This window comes from Pseudomonas sp. LSJ-87, from assembly GCF_032971465.1.
GTDB classification, from domain to species: Bacteria; Pseudomonadota; Gammaproteobacteria; order Pseudomonadales; family Pseudomonadaceae; genus Aquipseudomonas; species Aquipseudomonas putida_Z.
This window is the reverse complement of record NZ_JAWJYQ010000037.1, coordinates 21,727-45,547: the sequence shown is the minus strand read 5'-3', so window position 1 is coordinate 45,547 and position 23,821 is coordinate 21,727. Positions and strand designations below refer to the sequence as shown.

Sequence of the window (23,821 nt, the reverse complement as noted above, 5' to 3'; positions counted from 1 at the left end):
CTCCATGCATGCGCCGCCCTCCGTGGCCGGATGCGGCATGGTGGTTACTTGAGGATGGCGCGGGCGCAGGCCTGAATTTCGATCCAGAGAGCCGACGATGGCCGCGCTTCGTACTTGACGAGTGCCTTGGCGATGCGCAGGGCCAATTCTTCTTTGCTACCGGTTGGCGCTGCAGGCGGCTGGTGGGCAAGCTGGATCGGCAGATCGAACTGGCCCGGAAGGTCGATTCTCATTCGAAGCGTTTCCCCGATCTTGTGATAGCCCGCTGGGCGGCAGGCTGATTTGCTGCTGGCGCCGGCCGTGCCGGACGCGTGCGGTGATGCGTTTCATGCTGCTTTCTGCTGATTCCAGGCGCCGATAGCGGCAAAGATCTCGGCGGCCTTTGCTTCGTCGAGCGTTGTCTCGGTGGGGACGGCGATCCAGCCGGCCGCCACCAGGTGATTAGGGTTGGCCGTGGCCCGCAGGTCGGTGTAGGTAGCCTCGATAACGTCGGTCAGGTGCTCGGCCCGGTAGTTGCCCTGCGGCGCGACCTCGATCGACTTGTGGTATCGCTCGCCGAACTCCGTCCTGCACAGCACGCTCAAGTAGATCGTCCAGCGGTGCGGGATGTCGCAGACCGCGTCAACCACCTGGCGCACGCGGATCTGCTTGAGTTTCTTCCAGTTGAGCAGTACCTGCTGGCCGCTGGGGTCGATGTTCACCACGGCGGCGTGGTTGGCCGATACCAGGGCCCTGCAGGTGCGCTCTAGCCGGGCACGCATGTTGTGCGGCTTGCGCTTGCTCATTGCATGCCGCCTTGCTTGCTCGCCGCACCTGCCTCCATCGCATCCACAAACCGCATTGCAGTGCGGTAGCTGAAGGCGAATCCCTGCTTGGCGCCGGTCGCGATCTCCACCACATCCCACGTTGAACCCTTGCCGCACGCCTGGTAGCGCGGCGCTGTCTGGCTGACCTTGGCATGGGCCTCGGCCCTCACTGATTTGCTGCGCTCGAGCAGGGCCGCGAGCACGGCAAGCTTCTGCTCGAAAGCAGGGTGCATTGCTGTCTGCATGGGTGATCCTCAGGTGGGTCAGGCGTGAAGTTCTAAGGCCTCGGCCTTGCGAACAATTCGAACTTGAGCGGTGCGGCGCTCCGGCGCGCGCCGGTCTCGGCGCATCGGGTCGCTGTCGTCGATCACCGCATGCATGGCGATGAGGCCGGCGAGGGCTATGCAGAGCGGGCTGATGATCTGTTGGCGCATGGCCTTGGTGACCGCCTCGATACGGCGGCCTGCCTCCAGCTTGAACAGAGCGGCCTCGATGCGGTTGGCCACCGTGCCCGGGCTGACCGCCATCTGGCGGGCGATTTCTTTGGTGGTGAGGCCTTGGGCCACCCACAACAGTGCTTCTAGCTCACGGGGAGCCAGCGCCTTGCCGAGCTGGCCAATCCATGAGCCGCAAGTGATCGTTTCCATGAAGAGTCCTCGGTGGGCTGCATTGGTCGTGACGCTCGCTGCCGCTACCTCCCGGACCAGGGGAGGGCGAACGCCACGACCGATGCAGCCTGGTGATGGGGAACCAGGTGGATCGGGCCGTCTTTCCGGCTGTCGCCGCACAACCATTGAGCCCGTCATGCGGAAGGGCTATCCCTTTATGCGCTTGGGAGTCCAGCGGCCGGCTAACCCCGGTCAGGATTCATTTCCCGTCTGGCCCTGTTGCCAAGGCCAGCCAGTGAAATCGAAGTGATCCAGGCGCCCATCGTTCTCTGGGCTACGCGCTTCCCCGCATTGGCATGCGCGCCACTTGGTTACCTGAACCCAGCTCACTGCATGAGGCAGCTGCTGCCCTCATGTGCCGCTGAGGGTGACGGGTGTCGAGTTGTGTAAAGAGCGGTGGCTGCCGTAGCTGCCTATAACCTGTGTTATGGATTGAATCATAACCCATGTTTTCTCCGTGTCAATAACCCAAGTTATAAATCCGGCCACAAAAAAGCCCGCGTTATGCGGGCGCTTGTTCATGCTTCAGTAAATCCTCGCCATCCAATCCTGATGAGGCCTGAATCCAAGGTGTCGATCGTGATACCTGAAGTCTCTTCCAGGTCGGCGAGCAATCGCTGCCAGTCGGCAGGGGATTCATCCGCGCTCGGCTTGACCTCAACAAACTGCCTTTTCTGTACGTGGGGTGATGAGATCGCTTGCTGGATACGGTATCCGAGCCGTTCGTAGGACAACGATGGGGAATGCGAAAAGGCAGGGTGAGGCACGGCATGAAACTCCTTGTACTGTATGTGCATACAGTTATCCTTTGCTGTAGGAATTTTCAATAGCCGCGAGCTAATTTTTTTTAGCTTTCATTCTTCGGGCAAAAAAAAGCCCAGCATTCCGCCGGGCTATTTGGGCCAAGTATTTTCAGAGCTTGATGGTAGCGCGTACCACGACACCCACGATTCTGCAGCCTTCCATACACATCTCCATAGGGTAGGCCGGATTGAGCGGCTTCAAGAACCTCCGCCCGCCGTCTTCCACCAGTTTTTTGAAGGTCGCTTCATTGCTGTCGGCCAGCTTGGCAACGACAAGCTTTCCAGGGGTGGCCTCAGCTTCGGTGTCCACCAGGATGAGCATCCCCTCAGGGATGCTTGTACCGACTGGTGAAGTCATCGAGTCACCTTTGACCTCCAGCCAAAACGCTGCCCCTTTGGAGTCGTAATCAGACATTTCGTAGCGGTCAGAAAACCCGGGTGGAAATGGTTCGACCGCTTCCGCCCAAGCTCCCGCAGCGACCCAGCTAATTACCGGGTACCTGAAGGATTCAGGCTGCTCTTTCAGCGCCCTGACATTGCTCGGCTCTCGCTGCGACCCTTGTCCGGACGCCAGCCATTCGGCAGTCACTCCAAGAGCCCTCGCTATTTCAAGCAGCTTTTTGGAAGTCGAGTTCCGACCACTTTCGAGGTGCTGGATCGTGACCTGGCTTACCCCGGCTTTCTCGGCCAACTGGGCCTGACTTAGGCCAAGCGCCGTGCGACGTTCAAGGATTCGGTCTTTGAGCATTTCGGAAGGTTTGTTCATGCCTCCAAGGGTAAAACACACGTTATTACCCTTCAAATAACATGTGTTTGCCTTATCTATAACTTGAGTTATCATCGAGTGCACGATCCATTGAGGCACGCAGACATGCCGAACACAGAAAGACCAATTGACGAGGTCGTGCGGTTGGCCGGAGGCCAAGCAGAGCTCGCCCGAAGATGCAACACCAGCCAGCCACGTATTTGGCAGTGCGTACACCGGAACCAGAAGGTGCCGGCAGATCTAGTGATTCCGTTTGAGAAGGCGGTTGGTGGTCAGGTTACCCGCCATCAACTGAGGCCGGATCTCTATCCGGCAGAAGATAAGGCAGCTTCGTGATGAGCATTGTGCATCTGAAGGCTTTTCGCCAGTAGATGGCCGAAACACCTGCGAATCCATCCAGTAGAGGAATCGCAGGCGAAAAAAAACCGCCTGGCAGGGCGGCTTTCTCTACAGCTTTAGATCGAGATGAAGCATGACAAACATCGTCCCACTTGACAAGTCCAGGGGGTTTACCCGGATGGACAACCAGCTCATGGATGGCCTGCTGGCTATCGATCTCCCGGCCCGGGAGATGAAGATTGTGCTGTATGTGGCCAAGGCCACCATCAACTACGGCGCGGGCGCTCAGCGCATCCCGGCGACCGACATCGCGAAAGCCATCCATGCCCACCCTGACACCGTATCCAAGGCGGTTTCGAGCCTGCTGCGTCGTCGGGTTCTGTTCCGCGAGGGCGGTGCACGGGGTGACATCGGCGTAAATGATCCGAAAGACTGGGTCTATGTGACTGAGCCGAAACAGACCAAAACAGCCGACTCGGCTGAAGTGGTCCGAATCGGCGAAGAGTCGAAACAGACCAAAACCGCTGAGTCCCTTCTTTATTCTAAGAAAGAAACCCCCTATGTAACTCTTCCTACGGAAGAGATTACATGCCCCCCCAGCGAATCGGAGTCGACTCCGGCCAAGGACGAGCGCAAGGCGCCTTTCGGTAAAGCCGCGATGCTGGCCGACAACCCGCACGGGCTCGATGAGTCCCTGATCGCTGATTACTTGGCGGTCCGCAAATCCAAGGGCGCCCCAATGAGCTCCCGGGTTTGGGCGCGCTTGAACGACAAGCTTCGCCAGTGCCTGACCTTCGGTATCCAGCCAGCCCAGGTCATGGAAATCGTCATCGAGAGCGGGTGGCGCAGCTTCGAGGTGGAATGGATCACCAAGCGATTCGCAGCCAAATCGCCCACACAGGGCAAGCCAAACAGCCGTCATCACGGCTTCAAGGACCGCGACTACCACGATGGCCTTATTCCACGGGAGGATGGCTCGTATGCGTTCTGAAAAAGTTGTCCACCTGTCGAGCATTGCCGGCCCGCAGGTCACCTCCATGGCCATGTGCGAAGAGCATGGCCCGTATGAGGCAACCACTCACCAGGTGCTCAGCCACACCTTCCGCTCGCCGTGCCCAGGCTGCAAAGCCGCGCAGGTTGCCAAGACCCAGGCTGAAGACATCAAGCGTCAACGCGTGGACCTGGCCTACAAGCTCGGTGATTCGCTGATCCCAAAGCGTTTCAAGGACAAGACCTTCGACAGCTACTCGGCAAGCAGCGAAGGCCAGCACAAGGCCAAGGCGCGCTGCGAGCGGTACGCCGCCGAGTTCGAGGCCAATCTGGCCTTGGGCCGCTGCCTGATCCTGGTTGGCAATCCCGGTACCGGCAAAACGCATCTGGGAGTGTCGATCGCCCAGGCAGTCATGGCCAACTCCACACATACGGCTGCCTATCGGACCCTCGGCGGTATTCTGCAAGCCATACGCGCCACGTTCGATGGCAGTTCGGGCCAGACCGAGGGGGGCATCCTTGACGCGCTGATTCGCCCGTCGCTGTTGGTGCTTGATGAAGTTGGGGCGAGCAAGGAGGCCCCTAGCGATTTCGAGCTGAGCCGCCTGTTCTTGATCATCAACGGCCGCTATGAGCGGATGTTGCCGACCATCGTGATTTCCAACCTGGGCGCGAAAGAGCTTCCCGCGGCAATGGGCGAGCGATCGGCTGACCGGTTGCGGGAGGGTGGCGGCATAGTCCTTCCGTTCGATTGGTCGTCACACCGTGGGCGGGAGGGAATCTGATGCGCCAGACCAAGCTGACCAAGGCTGCGCGCGGCCGGGAGTGCCAGGTGCGCATTCCGGGCGTGTGCAACGGCAACCCAGAGACCACCGTCCTAGCGCACTACCGGCTGGCCGGTACCTGCGGTGTCGGCAAGAAGCCGCACGACCTGCAGGGCGCCTGGTGCTGCAGCGCCTGTCATGACGCGTGCGACGGGCGCAGCAAAGCCGTGGATCGCGAGACTGCCCGCCAGTACCACGCTGAGGGTGTCATGCGCACCCAGGCGCTGCTGCTGAACGAGGGGGTGCTGATCGCATGAATGCTCCCGCCCTTCGCCCGTTCAAGGCCACGCCGGCCCGCGCCAAGCCCATCGACCGGGAAGGGCAGGAACAGGCCGCGCTGATGCAGGAGCTGCAGCTGCGCTACCCGCAGGCCTACAAGCTGATCTACCACGTTCCGAACGGCGGGCATCGGGTCAAGGCCGTGGCCGCCAAGCTGAAGGGGCAGGGCGTGAAGGCCGGCGTGCCCGACCTGGTGCTGCCCATGGCGCGCGGCGGCTACTTCGGCCTGTACATCGAGTTCAAGGCCATGCCGCCGTTCGACGCGCCGGTATCGCCGAGCCAGTACGCCTACCTCCAGGCGCTGGCCGCCCAGGGCTACCTGGCGATCGTGTGCCGGGGCAATATCGACGCGGTCGAGGCCATCCGCGCCTACCTGCTGCAGCCTGCGACGGTGGCCGCATGAGTGCGACCCGGGAAGTGAAGCTGAGCGAGGCAGAAGTGCGCCGGCAAGCCGCCGACAAGTCGGTGCGTGACCTGCGCGACCCGCGCCACCCCGGCCTGTACCTGCGCTTCTGGAGCAATCGCGAGCGCGGCACCTGGCACCTGGTGCGCGGCAAGAAGTGGGTACCGGTGGCCCGCTGGCCTGACCTGAGCGTGGCGGCGGTGATCGCCGAGCTACCCGCGCTGCGCCAACGTCTTTTGCGCGCCCCGGCCACTGCGCCCGTGGTGTCGGGCATGGTTACCGTGGGCCAGCTGCTGGACTGGTACGGCGATCGGATGGCCCGCGACCGCTCGCTGTCGGCGAAGCGCAAGGCCGGCGCCCGTTCGGCTATTGCCCAGCACTTGAAGCCGCGCCTGGATGACCTGGCCGTGGCCGGCGTGAGTGCCGAGGCTCTGGACAAGCACCTGATGTGGCCGTGTCAGGCCGAAGTGTCGCTGTCCTACCTGCGGCAGATGTTCGCGCTGCTGCTGACCGCCTTCCGCCAGGCCCTGCAGCTTGGGCTGATCGACCGAAACCCCATGGCCGGGATGCGCTTCAACGATTTCACCAAGGCCCGGATCCTGCCAAAGGCAGCCCGGCTGCGTGGCGTGCAGCTGCCCGAGCTGATGCAGCAGCTGGCCCAGGCCTTCGAGCAGCAGCCGGGTGACGCCATGCTGGCCCTGATGATGCTGGCCCACGGCACCCGGATCGGCGAGACCCGCATGGCGCGCTGGAGCGAGATCTCCCTGGCCGCTGCCGAGTGGTTCATCCCGGCGGCCAACACCAAGACCCGCACCGAGCACCGCCTGCCACTGACCACCCAGGTGGCGGCACTGCTGACCCGGTACCGGACGATCCAGCAGGCCCGGGGCTATGAGGGCGTGTACCTGTTCCCGAACCGCCGTGGTCTGCCGCTGAGCGAGACCCAGGCCAGCATGGTGTTCACCCGGCTGGGGCAGGGCGAGTGGACCAGCCACGACCTGCGCAAGGTGTCCCGCACCACCTGGACCGACCTCGGTATCGACGGCCACATCGGCGAGATGCTGCTGAACCACACGCTGGGGAAGATCGCCAGCACCTACATCCACACCCAGGCCATGCAGCAGCGGCGGGCCGCCCTGGAGAAGTGGAACGCATGGTTAGACGGCATCGGCTTCGGTGCCATTCACGGCCTTACCAAGGCCTTATCCGGAATTTCACAGAATTCGGCCCAGCCAGCGGAACACAAGGCCTCCAGCGACCTTGCCGAATTTGTAATTAGCGAGGATTCGAAGTGACAAGGAAGAGCCATGGCCCTGCCTTCAAGAAGGCTGCGATCAAGTTGGCTCAGTGCCCTTTGTGCCGTGGGAGAGCGGTCACTCAGGGTGTGTTTCATGAACTGCCATGCGGCCACTGCCATGCCTCGGGCTTTGTGGCGGCTGCAACTGGTGAGGCCCTTGCCCTGGATGAACTGGTGACCCAGCTCAGCATGAGGCTCCGGGCAGCGCTGCGGCAGATCGAGCAGTTGAAGAACCCTCAGGCATCCGGGCCTGAGGCGACATATCAGGGAAGCAACCGGCGCGGCGCCGGCGGCACCAACCACACCGGCGATTGAGGGGGAAGGACCATGGTTTACAGCAGCGTTTCGGGTGCAGTAGTGGCCGCTCTGGCTGCGGGCGAGAAGGGATCGGCGAAGGCCCAGGCCTGGCAGAAGCTTTACAGATCGGCAGAAGAGGAGGGCGGCTGCTTGGCCTCGTTGGGCGGCCGATCGGGCGGCATTGACCGTACCCAGGTGGATTACTGGCTGTCGGCGCGCCTGCACCACATGCTCAAGGGCAGGCACTGGGATGCACTGGTCGCCAAGTACAGCACCAACAAGGCGAAGAAGGTTCAAGCGATTACGCTGATCCGGCCACTCATCGCGAGCCCAGCGCCGACACTCTTCATCTACAAGGCGGTGACCGCGTGGGCCATCCCTAAGCTCAAGGGTGCGCGTCGCAAGGCGCCACAATCTGTATCGGTGGATATTCCTCTCGATGCCTCGCCGTGGCGTCGGGAGGCCGCCGTGAATGCTGCTGTCGCCGCTGGCCAGGCAGCGAAGAAGCGCATCGAAGCGCTCGAAGAGGATGTAATCATCCTGCCGGACAGCTTTTACGACATGAATACCTGGGATATCGACGCCACGCCGGAGTCTACGCGCCGTCGCTGGAGACTGGAGGTCAACGAGAAGCTCGACGGCATGATCAACGATGCGCTGGCAGAGGTGCGGGTGATATTGGAGGCCGAAGGGCTGCTGATGAACGAGGCTGCATGATTGCCTGTTGACATCAGTGAGCGACTGAGCGAAATTATCTCCATCCTGTCATTCCTGCGCGTGTTGAGGAGTGAGCATCAAAAGCCCGGCCATTGTGTCGGGCTTTTTATTGTCCGCCAATAGTGCCGTATGGCAATCTGCCTTCTTCTACAGAGGGAGTTTGGCCATGGGAATCGCTCAAGAGATTGATCAGCAGTACAGCGCTTTCGAGGCGAAGTTGAAAGCTCGTCAAATGGCTGTCAGAAAGGTCGCATCAGATATCAAGGATGGGTGGGTCAAGTACCTAGGTCTCAACCCGAATGCTTGGTACGACGACGATGGGAAATTTAAGGGTGCCCGAGTGGATATCGGGGTCGGTCAAGGTAAGGATTTCAAAGGTCAATCTTGGACCACTCTTCCAATTGGCCGAGATGGGGCAGTGCAGTTTTCTATTAGCTATCGGCTGCTTGGCCAGCTCGGGGACTACACTCTCACCTTCGATTGCAGCGTGCTTACAGCGCCTGAGGGCTACAAAGTGAGCGTTGACAGAGTTGTTAACGACTTCGACGTAAGCAAAGCAGATGCTCAAGAGGGGAAGTTTGATGCGCTGTTCGCAGCAATGGTCCAAGCGGTAAAGTTGAGGATTGATCCCGAATCCGTAATTGTTCACTAGCAAAATCCTATCGAGCCCAGCCTAGAGCTGGGCTTTTAGTTTCTGAGCCCTGGTAGATGCCGGGGCTTTTTTATGGAGCAGTGCTTATGGCCGAGCCAGGTACCGGCGCCCTCGCAGTGACCGGCGTACTTGCCAGCGTCGGCCTGGGTGCTGCATTCCCTCAGCTGGATCTCGCCGCACTGGTCGGCGCGTTCGGCGGGGCTTTCTTCTACGTGGTGTTCGCCAAGGACATCAGCACCTGGCGCCGTGTTGGCTACCTATTGGCTGGCTGGATCGGCGGCTACTTCGGTGCAGCCGAGCTGATGGGCCGGGCCTGGACCCAGACTGCTGGCTTCAGCGCATTCGTATGCGGCGTGCTCTGCGTCGTCACATTCTCTGGCTTGCTGGAGTGGATGCAGACCGGTCGCATGCCTACCTGGCTGCAGTGGGTCTTTCGCCTGCGAGCCAGGAAGGAGGGTTGAATGGTTGCCGTTATCCAGGCCGCATTGTGCGCCGTCATCTTCGTGATGATCGGCCTGCGCTACCGGCCGTATCCAGATGCCCGCTACAAGCTGGGCATATCGCTGATGGCGTGGGCGGCCTGCGCTGTGACTGGCATGCAGTGCGTCAGCCTCGTTGGCCGCATGGTGATGCACGACGATTTCGCCGATGCGTCCTGGTTCAACACTGCGTTCTACCTGCTGGCCGCCATCTTGGTGTGCCGGGCCAAGGGCAACGTGGCCAAGATCGTTAGGGTGGACTGATGAAGCTGGTATTGAAGCGTGTAGCGCCTGATATCGACGTCACCTGCCTTGGCGACGCCTCTTGTCGTTATGTGCCGGGTAAGCCTGATTTGTCTTCGCCGTTCGCCTTGCATACCGAAAGCGGTGAGCTGCTGCCATGTCAGGCCAGTACCTCAATGCTGAGTAAGCCTGGCGAGCCGGTAAAGCTGACCGTCGTCTTCACTGTCGACGGCCATGGACTGGTGGTTGAAGGCGATGTCGTGTAGTGGGTGCGCCGCTCGGCGCGAATGGATCAACAAGTGGATGAGGATTGCGCGTGAACGAGCAAGCAATCTCTTTGCTCCAGCAGATTCTGGAGCAGCAGCAGAAGCAGACCGGCCTGATGGAGACGATCGCAAGCCAGAACCTGGCACTGATCGAAGCCCTGGCGGATGAAGGCGGTGTCGATCCTGATGCGCCACCGCAGACCTACCTGAGTGGCGCTCCATGCCGTTGAGACCTCAGCGGCCATGTCGGGCCCAGGGCTGTCGTGCTCTGCACCGCAATGCCAATGGCTACTGCGATGGCCATGCCGACCTGGCTGCCGAGCAGGCCAAGGCGTGGGCGACGCGCAAGGGGTCAGGCCGTGGCGGTCGCCCGTGGCGGCGCAAGCGTGAGCGAATCCTGAAGCGAGATCAGAACCTCTGCCGGTGTGATGACTGCACCCAGCTTGGCCGCATCCGCGAGGCGCACGAGGTTGACCACATCGTGGCCCTGGCCCACGGCGGTACCGACGATGACCACAACCTGCGGGCTATCAACCGCGATTGTCACAAGGCCAAGACGCAGCGGGAGTCGAAAACGGTCAAAAAATGATCGAAAACGGCGAAAATGAGACGAAATCTCGTTTGCGGGGAGGGGGAGGGTCAAAAGTTCAGACCCTTTCGCTCGGACACCGCGCCCTCAATCGTTTTTTTACACCCGCGAAATATAAAGTTTAGTGGAGGCGCCGATGCCAGGGGTTGCCGGGCGCTCCGGCCGTCGCCCAAAACCCACGGCCCAGAAGGCGTTGGCCGGCAATCCCGGCAAGCGCAAGCTGAACAGGGACGAGCCTGATTTCGCCCTGGTGACCAACGTTGACCCGCCCGAATGGTTGTGTGAACACGCGACCCGGGTTTGGGAAATGCTGGTTCCGGAGTTGCTCCGGGCCAAGGTTCTGGCCCTGACCGACATGCACAACGTCGAGGCCTTTTGCTCTGCCTACGGCAACTGGCGAAGGGCGCAGGAATCGGTAATCGCTCACGGCATCGTGGTGGCTGGAGCCACTGGCGGGCCAGTGAAAAACCCGGCGCTCACTGCCGCAAACGAAGCGATGCGCCAGATGGTCACCTTCGGTTCGATGCTTGGACTGGACCCAGCCAGCCGCACGCGGATCATCGGCGGCAACAAGCAGAAATCCACCAACGAGTTCGCAGCCCTACTGAGTACCTGATGGCCAGAGCCAAATACACCAACGTCGACAAGGCGATGGCGTGGGCAAAGTCCGTCCTCAAAGGAAAGTTTCCTGCTTGCCGCTTCATCCACCAGGCGATCGAGCGGCACTTCGATGATGTGGCGGCCAGCCGCTCGAAGGACTACCCGTACAAGTTCGACCCGGCCAAGGCCGAGAAGAAGCTGCGCCTAATGCAGCTGCTGCCCCACACGAAGGGCGAGTGGGCGTTTAAGCGGCAACTGATCACGCTTGAGCCCTGGCAGCTATTCGGCCTGGCCTGCACCTTCGGTTGGATCCGGAAGAAGGGCGGGTACCGGCGCTTCCGCGAGAGCTACTGGGAGGTGCCGCGCAAGAACGGCAAATCGGTGATTGCCGCCGGCGTCGGCATCAGCATGTTCACCGCCGACAACGAGTTCGGTGCCGAGGTTTACTCCGGCGCGACCACCGAGAAGCAGGCGTGGGAGGTGTTCCGGCCAGCCAGGCTGATGGTCAGCCGGTCGCCCATGCTGATCGAGGCGGCGGGCATCGAGGTCAATGCCTCGAACTTGAACATTCCGTCGAACGGCAGCCGGTTTGAGCCGCTGATCGGCAACCCTGGTGATGGTGCGTCGCCATCCTGCGCGATCATCGACGAATACCATGAGCACGACAGCGCGGCCCAGTACGACACGATGCTCACCGGCATGGGTGCACGCCGGCAGCCGTTGATGTTCATCATCACCACCGCCGGCGCGAACATCGAGGGGCCTTGCTACGACAAGCGCCGCCAGGTCATCGAGATGCTCAACGGAACCGTGCCGGACGACGAGCTGTTTGGATACATCTGGACGCTCGACGAGGGCGACGACTGGACTGACCCGAAAAATCTGGCCAAGGCCAATCCCTGCATGGGCGTGTCGGTGTTTCAGGAGTACCTGGAGAGCCAGCTGGCCCGGGCGATCCGCTCGGCACGCTTCACCAACACGTTCAAGACCAAGCACCTGAACCTGTGGGTGAGCGCCAAGTCCGGCTTCTTCAATATGGAAAGCTGGAAGGCCTGCGAGGACAAGACGCTCACGCTTGAGCAGTTCGAGGGGCAGGAGTGGATGGCGGGTTTCGACCTGGCGCGCAAGCTCGACATGAACTCCAGGGCCAGGCTGTTCTGGCGCGAGATCGACGGAAAGATCCACTACTACAGCGTGGCTCCGGCGTTCTGGGTTCCCGAGGACACCGCGAACGACGTGGACAACAAGCGCATGGCCGAGCGCTTCCAGGCCTGGGTCAATACCGGGCACCTGACAGCCACACCTGGCGCAGAGGTGGACTACCGCGAAATCCTCGAGGACACCAAGGAAGCTAACAAGCTGGCACCGATCAGGGAGAGCCCGATCGATCCGCACGGCGCCACGGGTTTGAGTCATGACCTGGACGACGAGGGTTTCAACCCGATTACCATCACCCAGAACTACACCAACATGTCCGACGGCATGAAGGAGTTGGAGGCCGCAATCGAGGCGGGCAGATTCCATCACGACGGCAATCCGATCATGACCTGGTGTATTGGCAACGTCATCGGCAAGAACCTGCCGGGCAACGATGACGTGGTGCGCCCGATTAAGCAGGGCGACGACAACAAGATCGATGGCGCCGTGGCGCTGATCATGACGATAGGCCGGGTGCTCGCGAACGCGGATACCCAAGGCTCTGTCGACGACTTCCTTTCCAGACCGATGAGCATGTAATGGCAGACATCGACTACAGCATTGATCTGCGCACGCGCAGTCCCTTCTGGGCGCGCATGGCGAGCTTCTTTGTCGGCGGCCGCTTGGTCTCGCCGGATAAGGGCTCGCAAAACGGACCCGTTTCCGCCTCTGGGGTGGTGGGCGATTCGGTTGTGAGCGACGAGCGATCGTTGCAAATCTCCACGGTGTTCGCCTGCGTCCGCCTGATCTCCACCGTCACAGCCGGCCTGCCGCTTGATGTTTTCGAGACCACCGGTGATGACCGGAGAAAGGTCGGCATCGATAACCCGCTGGCCCGTCTGCTGCGATTCAGCCCAAACCAGTTCATGACCGCGGTGGAGTTCCGCGAGGCCATGACCATGCAGCTGTGCTTCTACGGCAACGCCTATGCCTTTATCGATCGGAACAGCGTAGGAGATGTGATCAGCCTCATGCCTCTTCTGTCGGTCAACATGGACGTGCGCCTGGAGAACAAGCGTGTGGTCTACCGGTATCGCCGTGACAACGAGTACGCGAATTTCAAGGCGTCGGAGATCTTCCACCTCAAGGGGTTCGGGTTCAACGGCTTGGTGGGGCTGTCACCGATCGCTTTCGCGGCGAAGACCACCGGAGTTGCCGTTGCCATGGAAGACCAGCAGCGCGACTTCTATGCCAACGGCGCCAAGTCACCTCAGTTGCTGATGACCGGTGAGGGCAAGGTGCTTAACAAGGAGCAGCGAGCCCAGGTTGAGGAGAACTTCAAGGAGATATCCGGCGGGCCGGTCAAAAAACGGCTGTGGATTCTGGAGGGCGGGTTTACCACTCAGCCAATTGGTGTCAGCCCTCAAGACGCAGAGACCATGGCCGCTCGGAAGTTCCAGGTAAGTGAGCTGGCCCGGTTCTTTGGGGTGCCGCCGCACTTGGTGGGTGATGTCGAGAAGTCGACCAGCTGGGGCACCGGCATTGAGCAGCAGAACCTTGGTTTTTTGCAGTACACCTTGTCGCCTTACCTCAACCGCTGGGAGCACGCCATTGAGCGATGGTTGCTAAAGCCCGGCGACGTCGGGCGGTACCACGCGGAGCACAACATTGATGGCCTGCTGCGCGGAGATTCAGCAGCCCGTGCATCCTTCATGGGCACGTTGGCAGACAAAGGCCTCCGGACCATCAACGAGCTTCGGCGGCTGGACAACATGCCGCCTTTGCCCGGCGGCGACGTGGCCACCCGTCAATCGCAGAACGTGCCCATCACCCAACTCGGCCAACCAAGCCCCGCCCCAAGCGGGGCTTGATCATTCTGGAGGCAGCAAATGCCAAGCATCAAAAAGACCTTGGCCTTCGACCAGGCCGAGATCAAGTTCGCCAGTTCCGGCGCCCAGGGCGTTTTCGAGGGCTATGCGAGCGTGTTCAGCGTCGTCGATGGCGACGGCGATATCATCTTGCCCGGGGCTTTCAAGTCGGCCCTGCAGACGCAGAGCCGTCAGGTTGGAATGTTCTTCAACCACCGCACCTGGGAGATACCGGTGGGCAAGTGGTTGGAGATCGCCGAGGACAGCAAGGGCCTGCACGTTCGCGGCGAACTGACCAAGGGGCACTCCGGCGCCGTTGACCTGCGGGCCGCGATGGAGCACCAGACCGTGCGCGGAATGTCGGTCAACTTCTCGGCCCGCAAGGACGACTTCGACCTGATCGCCAGCGGCCGCGCGTTCAAGAACATGGCCAGCCTCAACGAAATCAGCATCTGCACCCAGCCGGCCAACGAGCTGGCCACGGTCGAGTCGCTGAAAAGCCTGGAGGCAATCACCAGCATCCGCGACGCGGAGCACTGGCTGCGGGACGTAGCCGGGGTTTCCAAGTCCGAATCGCAGGCGTTCATCGCCCGCATCAAGTCCGCAGTTCGGAGTGAGTCCGAAGGCGGCGACGACATCGCCGCGCTCATCGAGCGCATCAACACCTTCCCGAAACTCTGAACCGAGGATTTACCCATGTCCGAACTGGCCCAAGTCCAGAAGGCGATCGAGACCGCGCAGACTCGCATGACCGAGCTGTTCGACGCTCAAAAGAAAGAAATCGAAGCCACCGGTGCCGTCAGCAAGCAGCTGCAGTCCGACCTGACCACTGTGCAGGAAGAACTCAAAACCGCAGGCGCCCGGCTGTTCGACCTGGAGTCGAAGCTGGCCGGTGGCAACCCGGACAACCCTGAGAACAAGAAGTCCTTTGCCGCCCAGGCTGCCGAGGACCTGAAGAAGGGCTGGAACGGGTCTTCCACAGGCAAGGTCGATGTGAAGAGCTTCAGCAAGGCGCTGGGTTCTGGCGGCGCATCGGCGGGCGCTCTGGTTCAGCCCCAGATGAACGCCGGCATTCTGATGCCGGGCCTGCGCCGCCTGACCATCCGTGACCTGCTGGCGCAAGGGCGCACCAGCTCCAATGCCATCGAGTACGTTCGTGAGAACGTCTTCACCAACAGCGCGGCGCCTGTGGCTGAAGGAGCGCTGAAGCCAGAGTCGCAGCTGACCTTCACCAAGGAAACCGCCAATGTCAAAACCATCGCCCACTGGATTCAGGCCTCGCGCCAGATCATGGACGATGCTCCGATGTTGGAATCCTACGTGAACGGCCGTCTTCTCTTCGGCCTGGACCTGGTAGAGGAGGGGCAGCTGCTCAACGGTGACGGTACCGGCGACAACCTGATTGGCCTGAACAACGTTGCGACCGCCTATGACGTCGATCTGGATGCTGTGGGCGATACCCGTGCCGACAAGATTGCACACGCAATCTTCCAGGTGACCGAGTCCGAATTTGAAGCCTCCGGCATCATCCTCAACCCGCGCGACTGGCATGCCATCTCGCTGCTGAAGGACGAGCAGGGCCGTTACATCTTCGGCGGCCCTGCGGCCTTCGCTGCGCGGGTCATGTGGGGCCTGCCGGTTGTGGCCACCAAGGCTCAGGCGCAGGGCACCTTCACCGTCGGCGGCTTCGACCTGGCGTCGCAGATCTGGGACCGCATGGATGCGACCATCGAGATCAGCAACCAGGATCGCGACAACTTCGTGAAAAACATGCTGACCATCCTGTGCGAGGAGCGCCTGGCGGTCACCCACTATCGCCCGACCGCCATCATCAAAGGCGCATTCGCCTAATCACCGGACGAGGACAGGGCGGGCAACCGCCCTGGTCAAGTAGATGATCAAGATCCGCGCACTGCGCCAGTTCTCCCATTACCACGCCGGCACTTTTGACCAGCGCGAAGAGCGGCGCGTCTCTGCCGAAATGGCTGAAGCCCTGGTGGGTATGGGGCTTGCCGAATATGTCGACGCCGCCCAGGCTGCTGACCAGCAGCAGGACCAGCAGCAGGACCAGCAGCAGGACCAGCAGCAGGACCAGCAGCAGGACCAGCAGCAGGACCAGCAGCAGGACCAGCAGCAGGACCAGAAGCAGGACGAAGCTCCGGCTGCTGACGCCAAGGCAGGTAAGAAAAAATGACCGTCACGGCACTGGAACTGCTGCCGATCGGCACGATTCGCCAGCATCTCCGTGTCGATCATGAAAGCGAAGATGCGCTGATCGAGCTCTACGCCGAGTCAGCGCTGGCCTGGGCTTTGTGGTACTGCGACAACCCGAAGCTGATCGACGCGTCAGCCTTCCCGGCAAGCTTCAAGGCAGCGTTGCTTCTGTTGATTGGCCACTCGTATGCCAATCGTGAGGCCATCGTTACCGGCACCATCGCAACCGAGCTACCGATGGCCGTCGAATCATTGCTTTGGTCCTCCCGTGATTGGAGAGGGCCGCCAGATGAGGTGGCGCCATGAGGGCCGGAGATCTTCGTCACCCCATCGAGATTCAGCAGTTTTCCGCCGTGCGTGACCCCGGATCAGGTGAGTTTGGTGAGCCAGCTTGGCAGATGTTTGCCAGGACCTGGGCTTCAGTAGAGCCGTTATCCGCGAAAGACTTGATCGCCGCGCAGTCGGCCCAGTCGGAAGCCACGGCCCGGGTTGTCATCCGGTACCGCCCTGACGTTCTGCCAACCATGCGCATCGTTCATCGCGGCCAGGTGTACAGCATTGAAGGCCCGCCCCTGGAGGACGACAAGTCCGGCCAGGAGTACCTGACCATCCTCGTATCGAAAGGAGTGAAAGATGGCTGACAGCGTCGAGTTCAGCATCACCGGCTTGGATAGCCTGCTGGGGAAGCTGGAGTCGGTCAGCTATGACGTTCGCCGCAAGGGGGGCCGGGCAGCGCTGCGAAAGGCCGCTCAGGTGGTGATACAGAAGGCCAAGGAAGGCGCCGAGCGGATCGACGACAAGGAAACCGGTCGCTCGATCGCTGACAACATTGCCCTGCGCTGGAACGGCAAGCTGTTCAAGCAGACCGGCGACCTTGGTTTCAGGGTGGGGGTATTGCACGGCGCTGTGCTCAAGGATGGCGGTGACCTCAGCCCGAACTCCCCAACTCCGCACTGGCGCTTGATCGAGTTCGGTACCGAGAAGATGACTGCCGCTCCGTTCATGCGTCCGGCCCTGGCCAACAGCATCAGCGAGGTCACCAACACATTCGTCACCGAGTACGAAAAAGCGATTGACCGCGCGATCCGGCGCGCTGTGAAGAAGGCTGCGTCCTCATGACACCACCTATTTTTCAACTGTGCTCCCAGGCTGCCGCCGTCACGGCGCTGCTCGGCACCGGTGCCAATCTTCGCCTCTACTCGTTCGGCGAAGCTCCGCAGGATGTGGCCAAGCCGTACGCGGTGTGGCAGCTGGTCAATGGCGAGCCAGAGAACTACCTGGCTGGCCGGCCCGATGCTGACAGCGTCACCCTGCAGATCGACGTATACGGTGTCACCGGCACATCAGTGCGCCAGGTGCGCGACGCGATACGAGACGCCATTGAGCTGAGCGCCTACGTCACCCGATGGGGCGGGGAGGCCCGCGATCCGACCACAAAGAATTACCGAACCAGCTTCGATGTGGACTGGATAGTCCGGAGATGATTTCGCTGCATCCTGGAGGAATTATGAAAAGTCCAGCATACGCTCATACAATGAGCATTCAGGTCGGAGGCCCGCATGCGCGGAAAACTCACGATTCGTTTGAATTTGGCCCTGTGCAAATTCTGCAGGAATGCTCGGCACGGGCCTGTCTAATCGACATAGAGCCTGTAAACGTCGCTCTGGAAGTCCATTACAAGCCTGCCTGTCTTGATGACAAGCACTCCAATAATCAAGCTCTGCCCTGAATCGCCCTCATCAACGAGGGGGGATGAGTACACATCTGTCTCGAACTGCTTGCCAACTTCAGGCAGAAGTATGTGGGCCAAATGCTGGGTTGAATCAAACCAGCCGTCGGCGCTGCGTACCCGGGCCGTTCCAATCTGCGGGCATCCCATTTCTGCGATTAGTTCTGGCGTTGCGTAGTTGTGGTCAGCTCCCGTATCAATCAGAGCCCACATCGCTTTCACGCCTGGGATATCCCGAGGGCCACTTCCATGATCTGGGTCGTGTCGGAGCGCGGCGATCACCACAGGTCTGCCCGGTGGCAGCTTGCTGACCTTGCCGTCCGGAGACATGAACCGTATTGGTACAAATTTTGATCCATCAGGCACTGCGTATTCAGTCATAACAGGTTCCATCCGTGCTCGAAAAGTGGTCGCAACGCTACTACGACTGCTGCTATTCCCGGTACTGGATTTCTATCCACTCGGGATAACCAAACAGTTCACCCAGCCCGCCAAGTGCGGGCTTCTCTTTGCCCGACAGGAGACCACCATGTCGATCTTGACCCAAGGCACCCAGGTATTCGCGCTGGTGCCGCCCGTTTCCGGTACCGGCCCGCTTACGGTTATGGAGGTAGAATGCGCCACCGCTTTCAACCCCGGCGGGGCCCCCAAAGAGCAGATTGAGGACACCTGCCTCAGCTCGCGGGAGAGGACCTACAAGCCAGGTCTGCGCACGCCTGGACAGGCCTCCCTGACCATCAACGCCGATCCGAACAGCCCGAGCCATATCCGTCTGCATGAGCTGTCCGAGGCGGATGGAGATTCCACTGTACGCTGGGCCGTTGGCTGGTCTGACGGCCCACTGGATGCCGAGGGCAAGCCCACGGCTCTTCCGACCCTCAACACGGAGGGCGACGATTTCGAACTGCCCACCAGTCGTACTTGGTACGTCTTCCAGGGCTACGTCGCTGACTTCCCGTTCGACTTCGCCGCCAACGCCGTGGTCAGCACCGCGGTCTCCATCCAGCGTTCGGGCGGTTCCGCCTGGATCAAGAAGACCGCTTGAGGTAGCCAATGAAGCTCAATATCGACAGCCTGCGCCAAGCGGGTTCGTTCACCGGCCGGCCAGTTGAAAAGGAGATCAGTTGGCGGCAGGGCAGCAATACGATTACCGCCACTGTGTTCGTCCGCCCGCTGGGATACCAGACAGCCGTGAGTGATGTGCTCGCAGCTGGTGGCAAGCAGGACAGTATTGCGGGACGCATTGCAGCCGCGATCTGCGACGAGGAAGGCAATCCAGTGTTCACTGCGCTGGATATCACGCACGGCCCTCTCGACAAGGATGAGCAGGCCAAGGACCCGGACAGCACCAAGCGCATGGGCGCGCTCGACGGCAACCTCACCGTGGCGCTGCTCACCGCCATCCATGAGGTCAACAACCTGGGAAAGACGACGAGCTCACCGACCTCGACGAACTCTGGCATGAGCTCGTCCTCGCCGGTGTCGGAGGCTGCACCATCGCGCAAGCGCAAGAAAACCTGAGCATGCGTGAATATCGGTCCTGGGTGAAGTTCCGGGATCGACGCGGATCGCTGCACCTCGGGATGAGGGTTGAGCGGGGTGTGGCGCTTCTGGCATCCATCCTGGCCAACCAGGGCCGTGACAGGAAGGCACGCCCGCAACCCTTTACCCCGGATGATTTCACCCCTCATGGTGACCTCAAGGTAATCAGTCTGGAGCAGGCCATGGACGAATGGAGCTGATACTGGGCGTCTGGTTTGGGTCTTGAGGGCGATGGTGGTAGATTTCCCGTTTTACAGGGAGAGTCTAATCATGGTCGTTGAGCAAGAACCAGCTATGGCCTTTGCCATGCTTGGTCTGGGGGTGGCGCTCTACTTCATTCCTACTATTATCGCCGCAATTAGATTGCATCCCAACAGGGTGCCAATCATGCTTCTAAACTTGTTTGTTGGTTGGACTTTTATTGGCTGGATTGCGGCTTTGATTTGGTCGGCATCTGCTATACGTGGGGCTGATAATAAGTCAGGGTATTCATCTAAGAGCACCCCGACCGCGTCGTATGACGAGCTTGAAAAATTAGCAGACCTCAAGGAGCGAGGTCATATCACTGCTGAGGAATTTGAAGCCGAGAAGAGTAAAATTCTAAATCGTTGACAAACATATTAATTGACCCCGCTTCTGCGGGGTTTTTTTCGCCCGGAGGAAAGCATGGCGAGCCGTTCTCTTGGCACTCTAACTCTCGATTTGATCGCCCGGATTGGTGGGTTCACCGGACCTATGGATAAGGCCGGGCGCGAAACCCAGAAGCAAATGGCAGAAATCCGAAAGCATGCTGAGCGATTGGGTACGGCTGTCGGTGCAACATTTGCTGCCATTCCTGCGGTTGTAGCAGCTCTGGTAACGAGCTCTGCTTCCGCCGCAAAGGAAATATCCAATCTTTCAGCGCTGGCAGGCCTTACTACCACTGAATTCCAGCGATACGCGGCGGCGGCTGCGTCTGTTGGGCTACAGCAGGACAAGCTATCGGATATCTTCAAGGACACCAACGACAAGGTTGGCGATTTCTTGGCCACTGGCGGTGGTGAGCTCAAAAACTTCTTCGAGACAGTGGCTCCGAAAGTTGGTGTTACAGCTGAGCAGTTTCGCAAGTTAAACAGCGCTGACGCTCTTCAGCTGTACGTCAGTAGCTTGCAAAAAGCAAACGTAAGCCAGGCTCAGATGACCTTCTTTATGGAGGCTATTGCAGACGAGGCTACGGCGTTGCTTCCGCTGCTTGCTGATGGGGGGAAGAAGCTCAAGGAGCTCGGGGATGCCGCGCAGACTGCCGGCATGATCATGGACGATCAGACGATAGGCGCTGCCCAGCAATTTAACGCCGAGCTTACTGTTATCGGGCAATACGCAAATTCGGCGAAAACTGCTCTGGCTGCGGAATTTATGCCAGTTCTAGCACAGCTTGCTAGAGATTTAGCGGACACTGCCAAAGAGGCTGGCGGGCTGAGGAGCGTGGTGCACGAGTTTGCGGATGACTTGGTTGAGGTAACCGCGATTACTGCAAGCCTAGCTGATGGAACAGCACGTGCTTTCAAAATCGCCGCAGCGCTCATAGTTAGTGGGTTCTCCACGACAATGGCCTACCTGCAAAGCATCGGAGCTACTGCAAATACGTTGCTGGGCTCTATCACGTTCGGAGACATGTCTAAGGACTTCAAAAAGAACGCTGAGCAGCTGACTAGTGACGCCATTATCAACTCTAGAACTGCTAGCAGTGTAATGTCAGAAGTTGCGGATGCTTTCAATAAGCCCTGGTCAGGGGATGTGATTCGTAACTATGTGAAAGAGGCCAGGAAAGCGGCGGCTGATCTACCGAAGCTCATCCCGCCTGAAGCTGGGAGCCCTGGGATTCTCGGGCAAACAGATGCCCAAAAGACGGCTGCCAAAGCTGCGGAGGCTGCGGCCAAGAAGCTCAACCAGAGCTTCGAGACGACTGAGGAAAATTACCAGCGCCAGATCGCGCTGATCAATACTGAGGTCGACAAGCGCAAGGACGCCACGGAAGTGGCGAAGCTGCAGTTCGAGCTCGAATCCGGGAAGCTGAGCGGCTTGAGCGTTCAGCAGCAGGATCGACTCAAGGGCCTCGCCGCTGAGCTCGACCAGCTCAAGAAGATCAAGCAGGAGAACGAGGACGCGAAGAAGCTCGCCGCCTTCCGAGCCAACGTCGGCGAAGATTACCAGACAGCCAGGAGCGGCTTCGATCAGGACCTGTCTGGCGCGGGCCGCGGCGACAAGTACAAGGAGCGCTTGAAGGAGCGCCTGGCGATCGAGGAGGACTTCAACCGCCGGCAGCGCGAGCTGGTCTTGCAGCGCAACAGCGGCGATATCAGTGCCGAGTTGTACGATCAGGAAACCGAGGTGCTGAGCGAAGCGCTTGCGGCGCGCCTGGTGCTGCAACAGGACTACTACAACCAGGTAGACGAAGCGCAAAGCAACTGGATGGATGGTGTCACCAGCGCCTGGGAAAACTTCGCCGACGCAGCCACCAACTATTCAGCTATGGCGGCCGACGCCACCACCTCGATTCTCGGTAGCGCAAAGGGCGAGTTGAGTTCGTTCCTCTCTGACGTGGCCACCGGCTCCGAGGACGCTGGCGATGCTCTGATGGACATGATCACCGGTTTCGGCAAGGCCTTCGTCGGCGCTCTTGCAGACATGGCTGCCCAGTGGCTGGTGTACCAGACAGTGCAGTTGTTGGTAGGCAAAACGACGCAGTCGACCGCCGGCATGGCGATGGTTGCCAATGCACAAGCAACAGCTTTCCAGGCCAGTCTAGCGGCCTTCGCATCCACCGCAGCCATTCCGATTGTCGGCCCCGCGGCGGCCCCCGCAGCCGCAGCCGCAGCTGCCGCTGCGACCGCGCCCATGGTTGCTGGCGTGGCATCTACTGCGCTGATGGGTATGGCCCACGATGGTATCGACAGCATTCCCCGCGAGGGCACGTGGCTTCTTGATGGAGGTGAGCGCGTGCTGAACCCCAACCAAAACCGCGACCTGACTCAGTATCTGCGCAATGCGAATGACGCTGGCGCCGGTGTTGGGCTGCGCGGCGGCATCACCATCCACGCACCGGTTACCGTCCAGGCCCAGCCGGGAATGAGCGATGAAGCGGCGCGGCGACAAGGAGAGATGATGGGGCAGGCGTTCAGGCAAACCATCCGTGAGGTAGTTAACGAAGAGTTCGCCCAGGGCGGCTCGATGTGGAGGCGGTAATGTCCGAGACATTCAGCTTCTGTACCAGGGTCGGCGCCTCTGGCGAGATCAAGCACCGGGTCTGGGAGAACGAGTTTGGGGACGGCTACGTCCAGTCAGGCGGTACCGGCATCAACGGCAAGTCGCAGGAGTGGTCGCACCAGGCTATCGGAGGCCTGGAGGAGGGCCAGGAACTGCGCCTGATGCGCGACTTCCTTGACCGGCACGAAGGCTACAAGTCGTTCCTCTGGACGCCGCCAGGCGGCGCCCAGGGCCGGTACAAGGTCAAGGACTACAAACTCGACCCCCAAGGCGCCGGCCTGTTCAAACTCAGCTTCACGATGAAGCAGGTCTTCACCCCTTACTGACCCCGCCCGCGCGGGGTTTCTTTTTTCTGAGGCCTCCATGACTTTTGAGACCGATATCCAGAAGCTCGAGCCTGGCAACCAGATTCGGCTGTACGAGGTGGACGCCACCCGCCTTGGCGGCAACATCATGCGCTTCCATGGCCACGCCCAAGAGGGCGACATCATCTGGCGAGGTCAGCTGTACGAGCCGATCCAGATCGAGGCCAAGGGCTTCGACATCCGTGGCGACGGCAGGCCGGCCACACCAACCCTGCAGCTGGTGAACGAGATCGGCGGTGTGCGCGGCGCGGTATCGGCGCTGTGCCTGGCCCTCAAGGATCTGGCCGGCGCCCGAGTGAAAGTCATCGAGACCTTTCGGCACTTTCTGGACGCGGCCAATTTTGAGGACGGCAATCCCAACGCCGCTAACCAAGCCCGGGAAAACCTCTGGTTCATCGAACAGAAGACCGAGGAGGACCGCGAGCAAGTGACGTTCCAGCTGTCGAGCCCACTCGATTTGGGTGGCGTACAGCTGCCCAGTCAGCAAATCACCAAGCTTTGCCGCTGGGCCACGCGCGGCGGGTACCGAGGCGAGGCATGCGCCTATGCCGGCGCGGCGATGTTCACCAAGCAAAACGAGCCCACCGATAACCCCGCGCTCGATCGGTGCGGCGGCCGCTGGAACAGCTGCAAGCTGCGCGGCAACACCCGCCGTTTCGGCGGCTCAATGGGCGCAAGCCTGATAGCCAGTTCGAGGTAACC

General features: G+C 60.5%; 38 protein-coding genes. 31 read left to right on the top strand and 7 right to left on the bottom strand.

Going from position 1 to position 23,821, the window contains the following annotated elements; genetic code table 11:
- Positions 1 to 44 precede the first annotated feature (44 nt).
- The 6 genes from RYH74_RS20310 to RYH74_RS20285 form a co-directional block, all read right to left on the bottom strand.
- Positions 45 to 233: a hypothetical protein gene (locus tag RYH74_RS20310; protein ID WP_135002229.1), complete on the bottom strand. Its 189-nt coding sequence runs from the start codon at positions 231 to 233 to the stop codon at positions 45 to 47.
- A 93-nt stretch (positions 234 to 326) separates the two neighbouring features.
- A complete protein-coding gene (locus RYH74_RS20305; RefSeq protein WP_317410022.1) occupies positions 327 to 785 on the bottom strand; it encodes a hypothetical protein in 459 nt (152 codons plus the stop codon).
- The gene (locus tag RYH74_RS20300) at positions 782 to 1,051 is read right to left on the bottom strand and encodes a hypothetical protein (RefSeq protein ID WP_085614947.1); all 270 of its coding nucleotides are present in this window, start codon (positions 1,049 to 1,051) and stop codon (positions 782 to 784) included. The genes RYH74_RS20305 and RYH74_RS20300 overlap by 4 nt, the downstream gene beginning before the upstream one ends.
- A gap of 18 nt (positions 1,052 to 1,069) precedes the next feature.
- The gene (locus RYH74_RS20295) at positions 1,070 to 1,453 is read right to left on the bottom strand and encodes a response regulator transcription factor (protein ID WP_132841336.1); all 384 of its coding nucleotides are present in this window, start codon (positions 1,451 to 1,453) and stop codon (positions 1,070 to 1,072) included.
- 539 nt (positions 1,454 to 1,992) lie between these two features.
- Positions 1,993 to 2,271 carry a DUF1654 domain-containing protein gene (locus tag RYH74_RS20290; RefSeq protein WP_049798432.1) on the bottom strand — a complete coding sequence of 93 codons (279 nt, stop codon included), beginning with the start codon at positions 2,269 to 2,271 and terminating at the stop codon, positions 1,993 to 1,995.
- 115 nt (positions 2,272 to 2,386) lie between these two features.
- On the bottom strand, positions 2,387 to 3,043 hold the full coding sequence (locus RYH74_RS20285; protein ID WP_038410363.1) for a LexA family protein: 657 nt from the start codon (positions 3,041 to 3,043) through the stop codon (positions 2,387 to 2,389).
- Positions 3,044 to 3,148: 105 nt separating this feature from the next.
- Here RYH74_RS20285 and RYH74_RS20280 point away from each other — a divergent pair, with 105 nt between their 5' ends.
- From RYH74_RS20280 to RYH74_RS20165, 24 genes are all read left to right on the top strand, one after another.
- Positions 3,149 to 3,379 carry a transcriptional regulator gene (locus RYH74_RS20280; protein ID WP_080563748.1) on the top strand — a complete coding sequence of 77 codons (231 nt, stop codon included), beginning with the start codon at positions 3,149 to 3,151 and terminating at the stop codon, positions 3,377 to 3,379.
- A 136-nt stretch (positions 3,380 to 3,515) separates the two neighbouring features.
- Positions 3,516 to 4,373: a replication protein gene (locus tag RYH74_RS20275; protein ID WP_317410021.1), complete on the top strand. Its 858-nt coding sequence runs from the start codon at positions 3,516 to 3,518 to the stop codon at positions 4,371 to 4,373.
- Complete coding sequence (locus RYH74_RS20270; protein ID WP_317410020.1) at positions 4,363 to 5,157, top strand: ATP-binding protein; 795 nt, start codon at positions 4,363 to 4,365, stop codon at positions 5,155 to 5,157. The genes RYH74_RS20275 and RYH74_RS20270 overlap by 11 nt, the downstream gene beginning before the upstream one ends.
- A complete protein-coding gene (locus RYH74_RS20265) occupies positions 5,157 to 5,453 on the top strand; it encodes a DUF1364 domain-containing protein (protein ID WP_069942525.1) in 297 nt (98 codons plus the stop codon). Before RYH74_RS20270 ends, RYH74_RS20265 begins: the two co-directional genes overlap by 1 nt.
- Positions 5,450 to 5,878, top strand: coding sequence for a VRR-NUC domain-containing protein (locus tag RYH74_RS20260; protein WP_317410019.1), 429 nt, complete (start codon positions 5,450 to 5,452; stop codon positions 5,876 to 5,878). Before RYH74_RS20265 ends, RYH74_RS20260 begins: the two co-directional genes overlap by 4 nt.
- Entirely contained in the window at positions 5,875 to 7,173 is a 1,299-nt protein-coding gene (locus RYH74_RS20255; RefSeq protein WP_317410018.1) for a site-specific integrase, read from the top strand. Before RYH74_RS20260 ends, RYH74_RS20255 begins: the two co-directional genes overlap by 4 nt.
- Complete coding sequence (locus RYH74_RS20250; RefSeq protein ID WP_135002667.1) at positions 7,170 to 7,490, top strand: hypothetical protein; 321 nt, start codon at positions 7,170 to 7,172, stop codon at positions 7,488 to 7,490. Before RYH74_RS20255 ends, RYH74_RS20250 begins: the two co-directional genes overlap by 4 nt.
- A gap of 12 nt (positions 7,491 to 7,502) precedes the next feature.
- Positions 7,503 to 8,189, top strand: a complete 687-nt coding sequence (locus tag RYH74_RS20245; RefSeq protein ID WP_317410017.1) for a hypothetical protein — start codon at positions 7,503 to 7,505, stop codon at positions 8,187 to 8,189.
- 70 nt (positions 8,190 to 8,259) lie between these two features.
- On the top strand, positions 8,260 to 8,841 hold the full coding sequence (locus tag RYH74_RS20240) for a hypothetical protein (protein WP_317410016.1): 582 nt from the start codon (positions 8,260 to 8,262) through the stop codon (positions 8,839 to 8,841).
- 86 nt (positions 8,842 to 8,927) lie between these two features.
- Positions 8,928 to 9,302 carry a putative holin gene (locus RYH74_RS20235; RefSeq protein WP_317410015.1) on the top strand — a complete coding sequence of 125 codons (375 nt, stop codon included), beginning with the start codon at positions 8,928 to 8,930 and terminating at the stop codon, positions 9,300 to 9,302.
- The gene (locus RYH74_RS20230; RefSeq protein ID WP_196187950.1) at positions 9,303 to 9,584 is read left to right on the top strand and encodes a phage holin family protein; all 282 of its coding nucleotides are present in this window, start codon (positions 9,303 to 9,305) and stop codon (positions 9,582 to 9,584) included.
- Positions 9,584 to 9,829: a hypothetical protein gene (locus tag RYH74_RS20225; RefSeq protein WP_317410014.1), complete on the top strand. Its 246-nt coding sequence runs from the start codon at positions 9,584 to 9,586 to the stop codon at positions 9,827 to 9,829. The genes RYH74_RS20230 and RYH74_RS20225 overlap by 1 nt, the downstream gene beginning before the upstream one ends.
- Positions 9,830 to 9,879: 50 nt before the next feature.
- On the top strand, positions 9,880 to 10,059 hold the full coding sequence (locus RYH74_RS20220) for a hypothetical protein (protein WP_317410013.1): 180 nt from the start codon (positions 9,880 to 9,882) through the stop codon (positions 10,057 to 10,059).
- Positions 10,050 to 10,418, top strand: coding sequence for an HNH endonuclease (locus RYH74_RS20215; protein WP_317410012.1), 369 nt, complete (start codon positions 10,050 to 10,052; stop codon positions 10,416 to 10,418). The genes RYH74_RS20220 and RYH74_RS20215 overlap by 10 nt, the downstream gene beginning before the upstream one ends.
- Positions 10,419 to 10,554: 136 nt before the next feature.
- On the top strand, positions 10,555 to 11,034 hold the full coding sequence (locus RYH74_RS20210; RefSeq protein ID WP_238738876.1) for a phage terminase small subunit P27 family: 480 nt from the start codon (positions 10,555 to 10,557) through the stop codon (positions 11,032 to 11,034).
- Positions 11,034 to 12,755 (top strand): terminase large subunit, encoded by a 1,722-nt coding sequence (locus RYH74_RS20205; RefSeq protein WP_317410011.1) that lies wholly within the window; start codon positions 11,034 to 11,036, stop codon positions 12,753 to 12,755. The genes RYH74_RS20210 and RYH74_RS20205 overlap by 1 nt, the downstream gene beginning before the upstream one ends.
- Positions 12,755 to 14,026, top strand: a complete 1,272-nt coding sequence (locus RYH74_RS20200) for a phage portal protein (RefSeq protein WP_317410010.1) — start codon at positions 12,755 to 12,757, stop codon at positions 14,024 to 14,026. Before RYH74_RS20205 ends, RYH74_RS20200 begins: the two co-directional genes overlap by 1 nt.
- A gap of 18 nt (positions 14,027 to 14,044) precedes the next feature.
- The gene (locus RYH74_RS20195) at positions 14,045 to 14,704 is read left to right on the top strand and encodes an HK97 family phage prohead protease (protein WP_317410009.1); all 660 of its coding nucleotides are present in this window, start codon (positions 14,045 to 14,047) and stop codon (positions 14,702 to 14,704) included.
- A gap of 15 nt (positions 14,705 to 14,719) precedes the next feature.
- A complete protein-coding gene (locus RYH74_RS20190) occupies positions 14,720 to 15,874 on the top strand; it encodes a phage major capsid protein (RefSeq protein WP_317410008.1) in 1,155 nt (384 codons plus the stop codon).
- Positions 15,875 to 15,917: 43 nt separating this feature from the next.
- The gene (locus RYH74_RS20185) at positions 15,918 to 16,217 is read left to right on the top strand and encodes a hypothetical protein (protein ID WP_317410007.1); all 300 of its coding nucleotides are present in this window, start codon (positions 15,918 to 15,920) and stop codon (positions 16,215 to 16,217) included.
- On the top strand, positions 16,214 to 16,543 hold the full coding sequence (locus RYH74_RS20180) for a head-tail connector protein (RefSeq protein ID WP_317410006.1): 330 nt from the start codon (positions 16,214 to 16,216) through the stop codon (positions 16,541 to 16,543). Before RYH74_RS20185 ends, RYH74_RS20180 begins: the two co-directional genes overlap by 4 nt.
- On the top strand, positions 16,540 to 16,878 hold the full coding sequence (locus RYH74_RS20175; protein ID WP_317410005.1) for a phage head closure protein: 339 nt from the start codon (positions 16,540 to 16,542) through the stop codon (positions 16,876 to 16,878). The genes RYH74_RS20180 and RYH74_RS20175 overlap by 4 nt, the downstream gene beginning before the upstream one ends.
- Positions 16,871 to 17,356 (top strand): HK97-gp10 family putative phage morphogenesis protein, encoded by a 486-nt coding sequence (locus tag RYH74_RS20170; protein ID WP_317410004.1) that lies wholly within the window; start codon positions 16,871 to 16,873, stop codon positions 17,354 to 17,356. Before RYH74_RS20175 ends, RYH74_RS20170 begins: the two co-directional genes overlap by 8 nt.
- Positions 17,353 to 17,721: a DUF3168 domain-containing protein gene (locus RYH74_RS20165; RefSeq protein ID WP_317410003.1), complete on the top strand. Its 369-nt coding sequence runs from the start codon at positions 17,353 to 17,355 to the stop codon at positions 17,719 to 17,721. The genes RYH74_RS20170 and RYH74_RS20165 overlap by 4 nt, the downstream gene beginning before the upstream one ends.
- Positions 17,722 to 17,870: 149 nt before the next feature.
- Here the strand turns inward: RYH74_RS20165 and RYH74_RS20160 are convergent, their stop codons facing one another.
- The gene (locus RYH74_RS20160; RefSeq protein WP_317410002.1) at positions 17,871 to 18,347 is read right to left on the bottom strand and encodes a hypothetical protein; all 477 of its coding nucleotides are present in this window, start codon (positions 18,345 to 18,347) and stop codon (positions 17,871 to 17,873) included.
- Between the two features lie 148 nt (positions 18,348 to 18,495).
- Between RYH74_RS20160 and RYH74_RS20155 the strand changes: the two genes are divergently transcribed.
- The 7 genes from RYH74_RS20155 (at position 18,496) to RYH74_RS20125 (ending at position 23,819) form a co-directional block, all read left to right on the top strand.
- Positions 18,496 to 19,011 carry a phage tail tube protein gene (locus RYH74_RS20155; RefSeq protein ID WP_317410001.1) on the top strand — a complete coding sequence of 172 codons (516 nt, stop codon included), beginning with the start codon at positions 18,496 to 18,498 and terminating at the stop codon, positions 19,009 to 19,011.
- Positions 19,012 to 19,019: 8 nt separating this feature from the next.
- Positions 19,020 to 19,487 carry a phage tail assembly chaperone family protein, TAC gene (locus RYH74_RS20150; protein ID WP_317410000.1) on the top strand — a complete coding sequence of 156 codons (468 nt, stop codon included), beginning with the start codon at positions 19,020 to 19,022 and terminating at the stop codon, positions 19,485 to 19,487.
- Between the two features lie 80 nt (positions 19,488 to 19,567).
- Complete coding sequence (locus RYH74_RS20145) at positions 19,568 to 19,708, top strand: hypothetical protein (protein WP_317409999.1); 141 nt, start codon at positions 19,568 to 19,570, stop codon at positions 19,706 to 19,708.
- Positions 19,709 to 19,778: 70 nt separating this feature from the next.
- On the top strand, positions 19,779 to 20,120 hold the full coding sequence (locus RYH74_RS20140; protein WP_317409998.1) for a superinfection immunity protein: 342 nt from the start codon (positions 19,779 to 19,781) through the stop codon (positions 20,118 to 20,120).
- 54 nt (positions 20,121 to 20,174) lie between these two features.
- The gene (locus RYH74_RS20135; protein WP_317409997.1) at positions 20,175 to 22,733 is read left to right on the top strand and encodes a phage tail tape measure protein; all 2,559 of its coding nucleotides are present in this window, start codon (positions 20,175 to 20,177) and stop codon (positions 22,731 to 22,733) included.
- Entirely contained in the window at positions 22,733 to 23,080 is a 348-nt protein-coding gene (locus RYH74_RS20130; RefSeq protein ID WP_317409996.1) for a phage tail protein, read from the top strand. The genes RYH74_RS20135 and RYH74_RS20130 overlap by 1 nt, the downstream gene beginning before the upstream one ends.
- A gap of 37 nt (positions 23,081 to 23,117) precedes the next feature.
- Positions 23,118 to 23,819, top strand: a complete 702-nt coding sequence (locus RYH74_RS20125; RefSeq protein WP_317409995.1) for a phage minor tail protein L — start codon at positions 23,118 to 23,120, stop codon at positions 23,817 to 23,819.
- Positions 23,820 to 23,821: the final 2 nt, after the last annotated feature.

Bases quoted from the DNA above. Each gene is read 5' to 3' on its own strand.
- RYH74_RS20225 (WP_317410014.1), top strand. From the start codon at position 9,584: ATGAAGCTGGTATTGAAGCGTGTAGCGCCTGATATCGACGTCACCTGC.
- RYH74_RS20155 (WP_317410001.1), top strand. From the start codon at position 18,496: ATGTCGATCTTGACCCAAGGCACCCAGGTATTCGCGCTGGTGCCGCCC.
- RYH74_RS20140 (WP_317409998.1), top strand. From the start codon at position 19,779: ATGGTCGTTGAGCAAGAACCAGCTATGGCCTTTGCCATGCTTGGTCTG.
- RYH74_RS20130 (WP_317409996.1), top strand. From the start codon at position 22,733: ATGTCCGAGACATTCAGCTTCTGTACCAGGGTCGGCGCCTCTGGCGAG.
- RYH74_RS20285 (WP_038410363.1), bottom strand. From the start codon at position 3,043: ATGAACAAACCTTCCGAAATGCTCAAAGACCGAATCCTTGAACGTCGC.
- RYH74_RS20245 (WP_317410017.1), top strand. From the start codon at position 7,503: ATGGTTTACAGCAGCGTTTCGGGTGCAGTAGTGGCCGCTCTGGCTGCG.
- RYH74_RS20265 (WP_069942525.1), top strand. From the start codon at position 5,157: ATGCGCCAGACCAAGCTGACCAAGGCTGCGCGCGGCCGGGAGTGCCAG.
- RYH74_RS20215 (WP_317410012.1), top strand. From the start codon at position 10,050: ATGCCGTTGAGACCTCAGCGGCCATGTCGGGCCCAGGGCTGTCGTGCT.
- RYH74_RS20150 (WP_317410000.1), top strand. From the start codon at position 19,020: ATGAAGCTCAATATCGACAGCCTGCGCCAAGCGGGTTCGTTCACCGGC.
- RYH74_RS20310 (WP_135002229.1), bottom strand. From the start codon at position 233: ATGAGAATCGACCTTCCGGGCCAGTTCGATCTGCCGATCCAGCTTGCC.
- RYH74_RS20125 (WP_317409995.1), top strand. From the start codon at position 23,118: ATGACTTTTGAGACCGATATCCAGAAGCTCGAGCCTGGCAACCAGATT.
- RYH74_RS20255 (WP_317410018.1), top strand. From the start codon at position 5,875: ATGAGTGCGACCCGGGAAGTGAAGCTGAGCGAGGCAGAAGTGCGCCGG.
- RYH74_RS20210 (WP_238738876.1), top strand. From the start codon at position 10,555: ATGCCAGGGGTTGCCGGGCGCTCCGGCCGTCGCCCAAAACCCACGGCC.
- RYH74_RS20200 (WP_317410010.1), top strand. From the start codon at position 12,755: ATGGCAGACATCGACTACAGCATTGATCTGCGCACGCGCAGTCCCTTC.
- RYH74_RS20195 (WP_317410009.1), top strand. From the start codon at position 14,045: ATGCCAAGCATCAAAAAGACCTTGGCCTTCGACCAGGCCGAGATCAAG.
- RYH74_RS20185 (WP_317410007.1), top strand. From the start codon at position 15,918: ATGATCAAGATCCGCGCACTGCGCCAGTTCTCCCATTACCACGCCGGC.
- RYH74_RS20160 (WP_317410002.1), bottom strand. From the start codon at position 18,347: ATGACTGAATACGCAGTGCCTGATGGATCAAAATTTGTACCAATACGG.
- RYH74_RS20305 (WP_317410022.1), bottom strand. From the start codon at position 785: ATGAGCAAGCGCAAGCCGCACAACATGCGTGCCCGGCTAGAGCGCACC.
- RYH74_RS20260 (WP_317410019.1), top strand. From the start codon at position 5,450: ATGAATGCTCCCGCCCTTCGCCCGTTCAAGGCCACGCCGGCCCGCGCC.
- RYH74_RS20205 (WP_317410011.1), top strand. From the start codon at position 11,034: ATGGCCAGAGCCAAATACACCAACGTCGACAAGGCGATGGCGTGGGCA.
- RYH74_RS20165 (WP_317410003.1), top strand. From the start codon at position 17,353: ATGACACCACCTATTTTTCAACTGTGCTCCCAGGCTGCCGCCGTCACG.
- RYH74_RS20270 (WP_317410020.1), top strand. From the start codon at position 4,363: ATGCGTTCTGAAAAAGTTGTCCACCTGTCGAGCATTGCCGGCCCGCAG.
- RYH74_RS20235 (WP_317410015.1), top strand. From the start codon at position 8,928: ATGGCCGAGCCAGGTACCGGCGCCCTCGCAGTGACCGGCGTACTTGCC.
- RYH74_RS20295 (WP_132841336.1), bottom strand. From the start codon at position 1,453: ATGGAAACGATCACTTGCGGCTCATGGATTGGCCAGCTCGGCAAGGCG.
- RYH74_RS20290 (WP_049798432.1), bottom strand. From the start codon at position 2,271: ATGCACATACAGTACAAGGAGTTTCATGCCGTGCCTCACCCTGCCTTT.
- RYH74_RS20135 (WP_317409997.1), top strand. From the start codon at position 20,175: ATGGCGAGCCGTTCTCTTGGCACTCTAACTCTCGATTTGATCGCCCGG.
- RYH74_RS20190 (WP_317410008.1), top strand. From the start codon at position 14,720: ATGTCCGAACTGGCCCAAGTCCAGAAGGCGATCGAGACCGCGCAGACT.
- RYH74_RS20180 (WP_317410006.1), top strand. From the start codon at position 16,214: ATGACCGTCACGGCACTGGAACTGCTGCCGATCGGCACGATTCGCCAG.
- RYH74_RS20230 (WP_196187950.1), top strand. From the start codon at position 9,303: ATGGTTGCCGTTATCCAGGCCGCATTGTGCGCCGTCATCTTCGTGATG.
- RYH74_RS20170 (WP_317410004.1), top strand. From the start codon at position 16,871: ATGGCTGACAGCGTCGAGTTCAGCATCACCGGCTTGGATAGCCTGCTG.
- RYH74_RS20175 (WP_317410005.1), top strand. From the start codon at position 16,540: ATGAGGGCCGGAGATCTTCGTCACCCCATCGAGATTCAGCAGTTTTCC.
- RYH74_RS20280 (WP_080563748.1), top strand. From the start codon at position 3,149: ATGCCGAACACAGAAAGACCAATTGACGAGGTCGTGCGGTTGGCCGGA.
- RYH74_RS20275 (WP_317410021.1), top strand. From the start codon at position 3,516: ATGACAAACATCGTCCCACTTGACAAGTCCAGGGGGTTTACCCGGATG.
- RYH74_RS20300 (WP_085614947.1), bottom strand. From the start codon at position 1,051: ATGCAGACAGCAATGCACCCTGCTTTCGAGCAGAAGCTTGCCGTGCTC.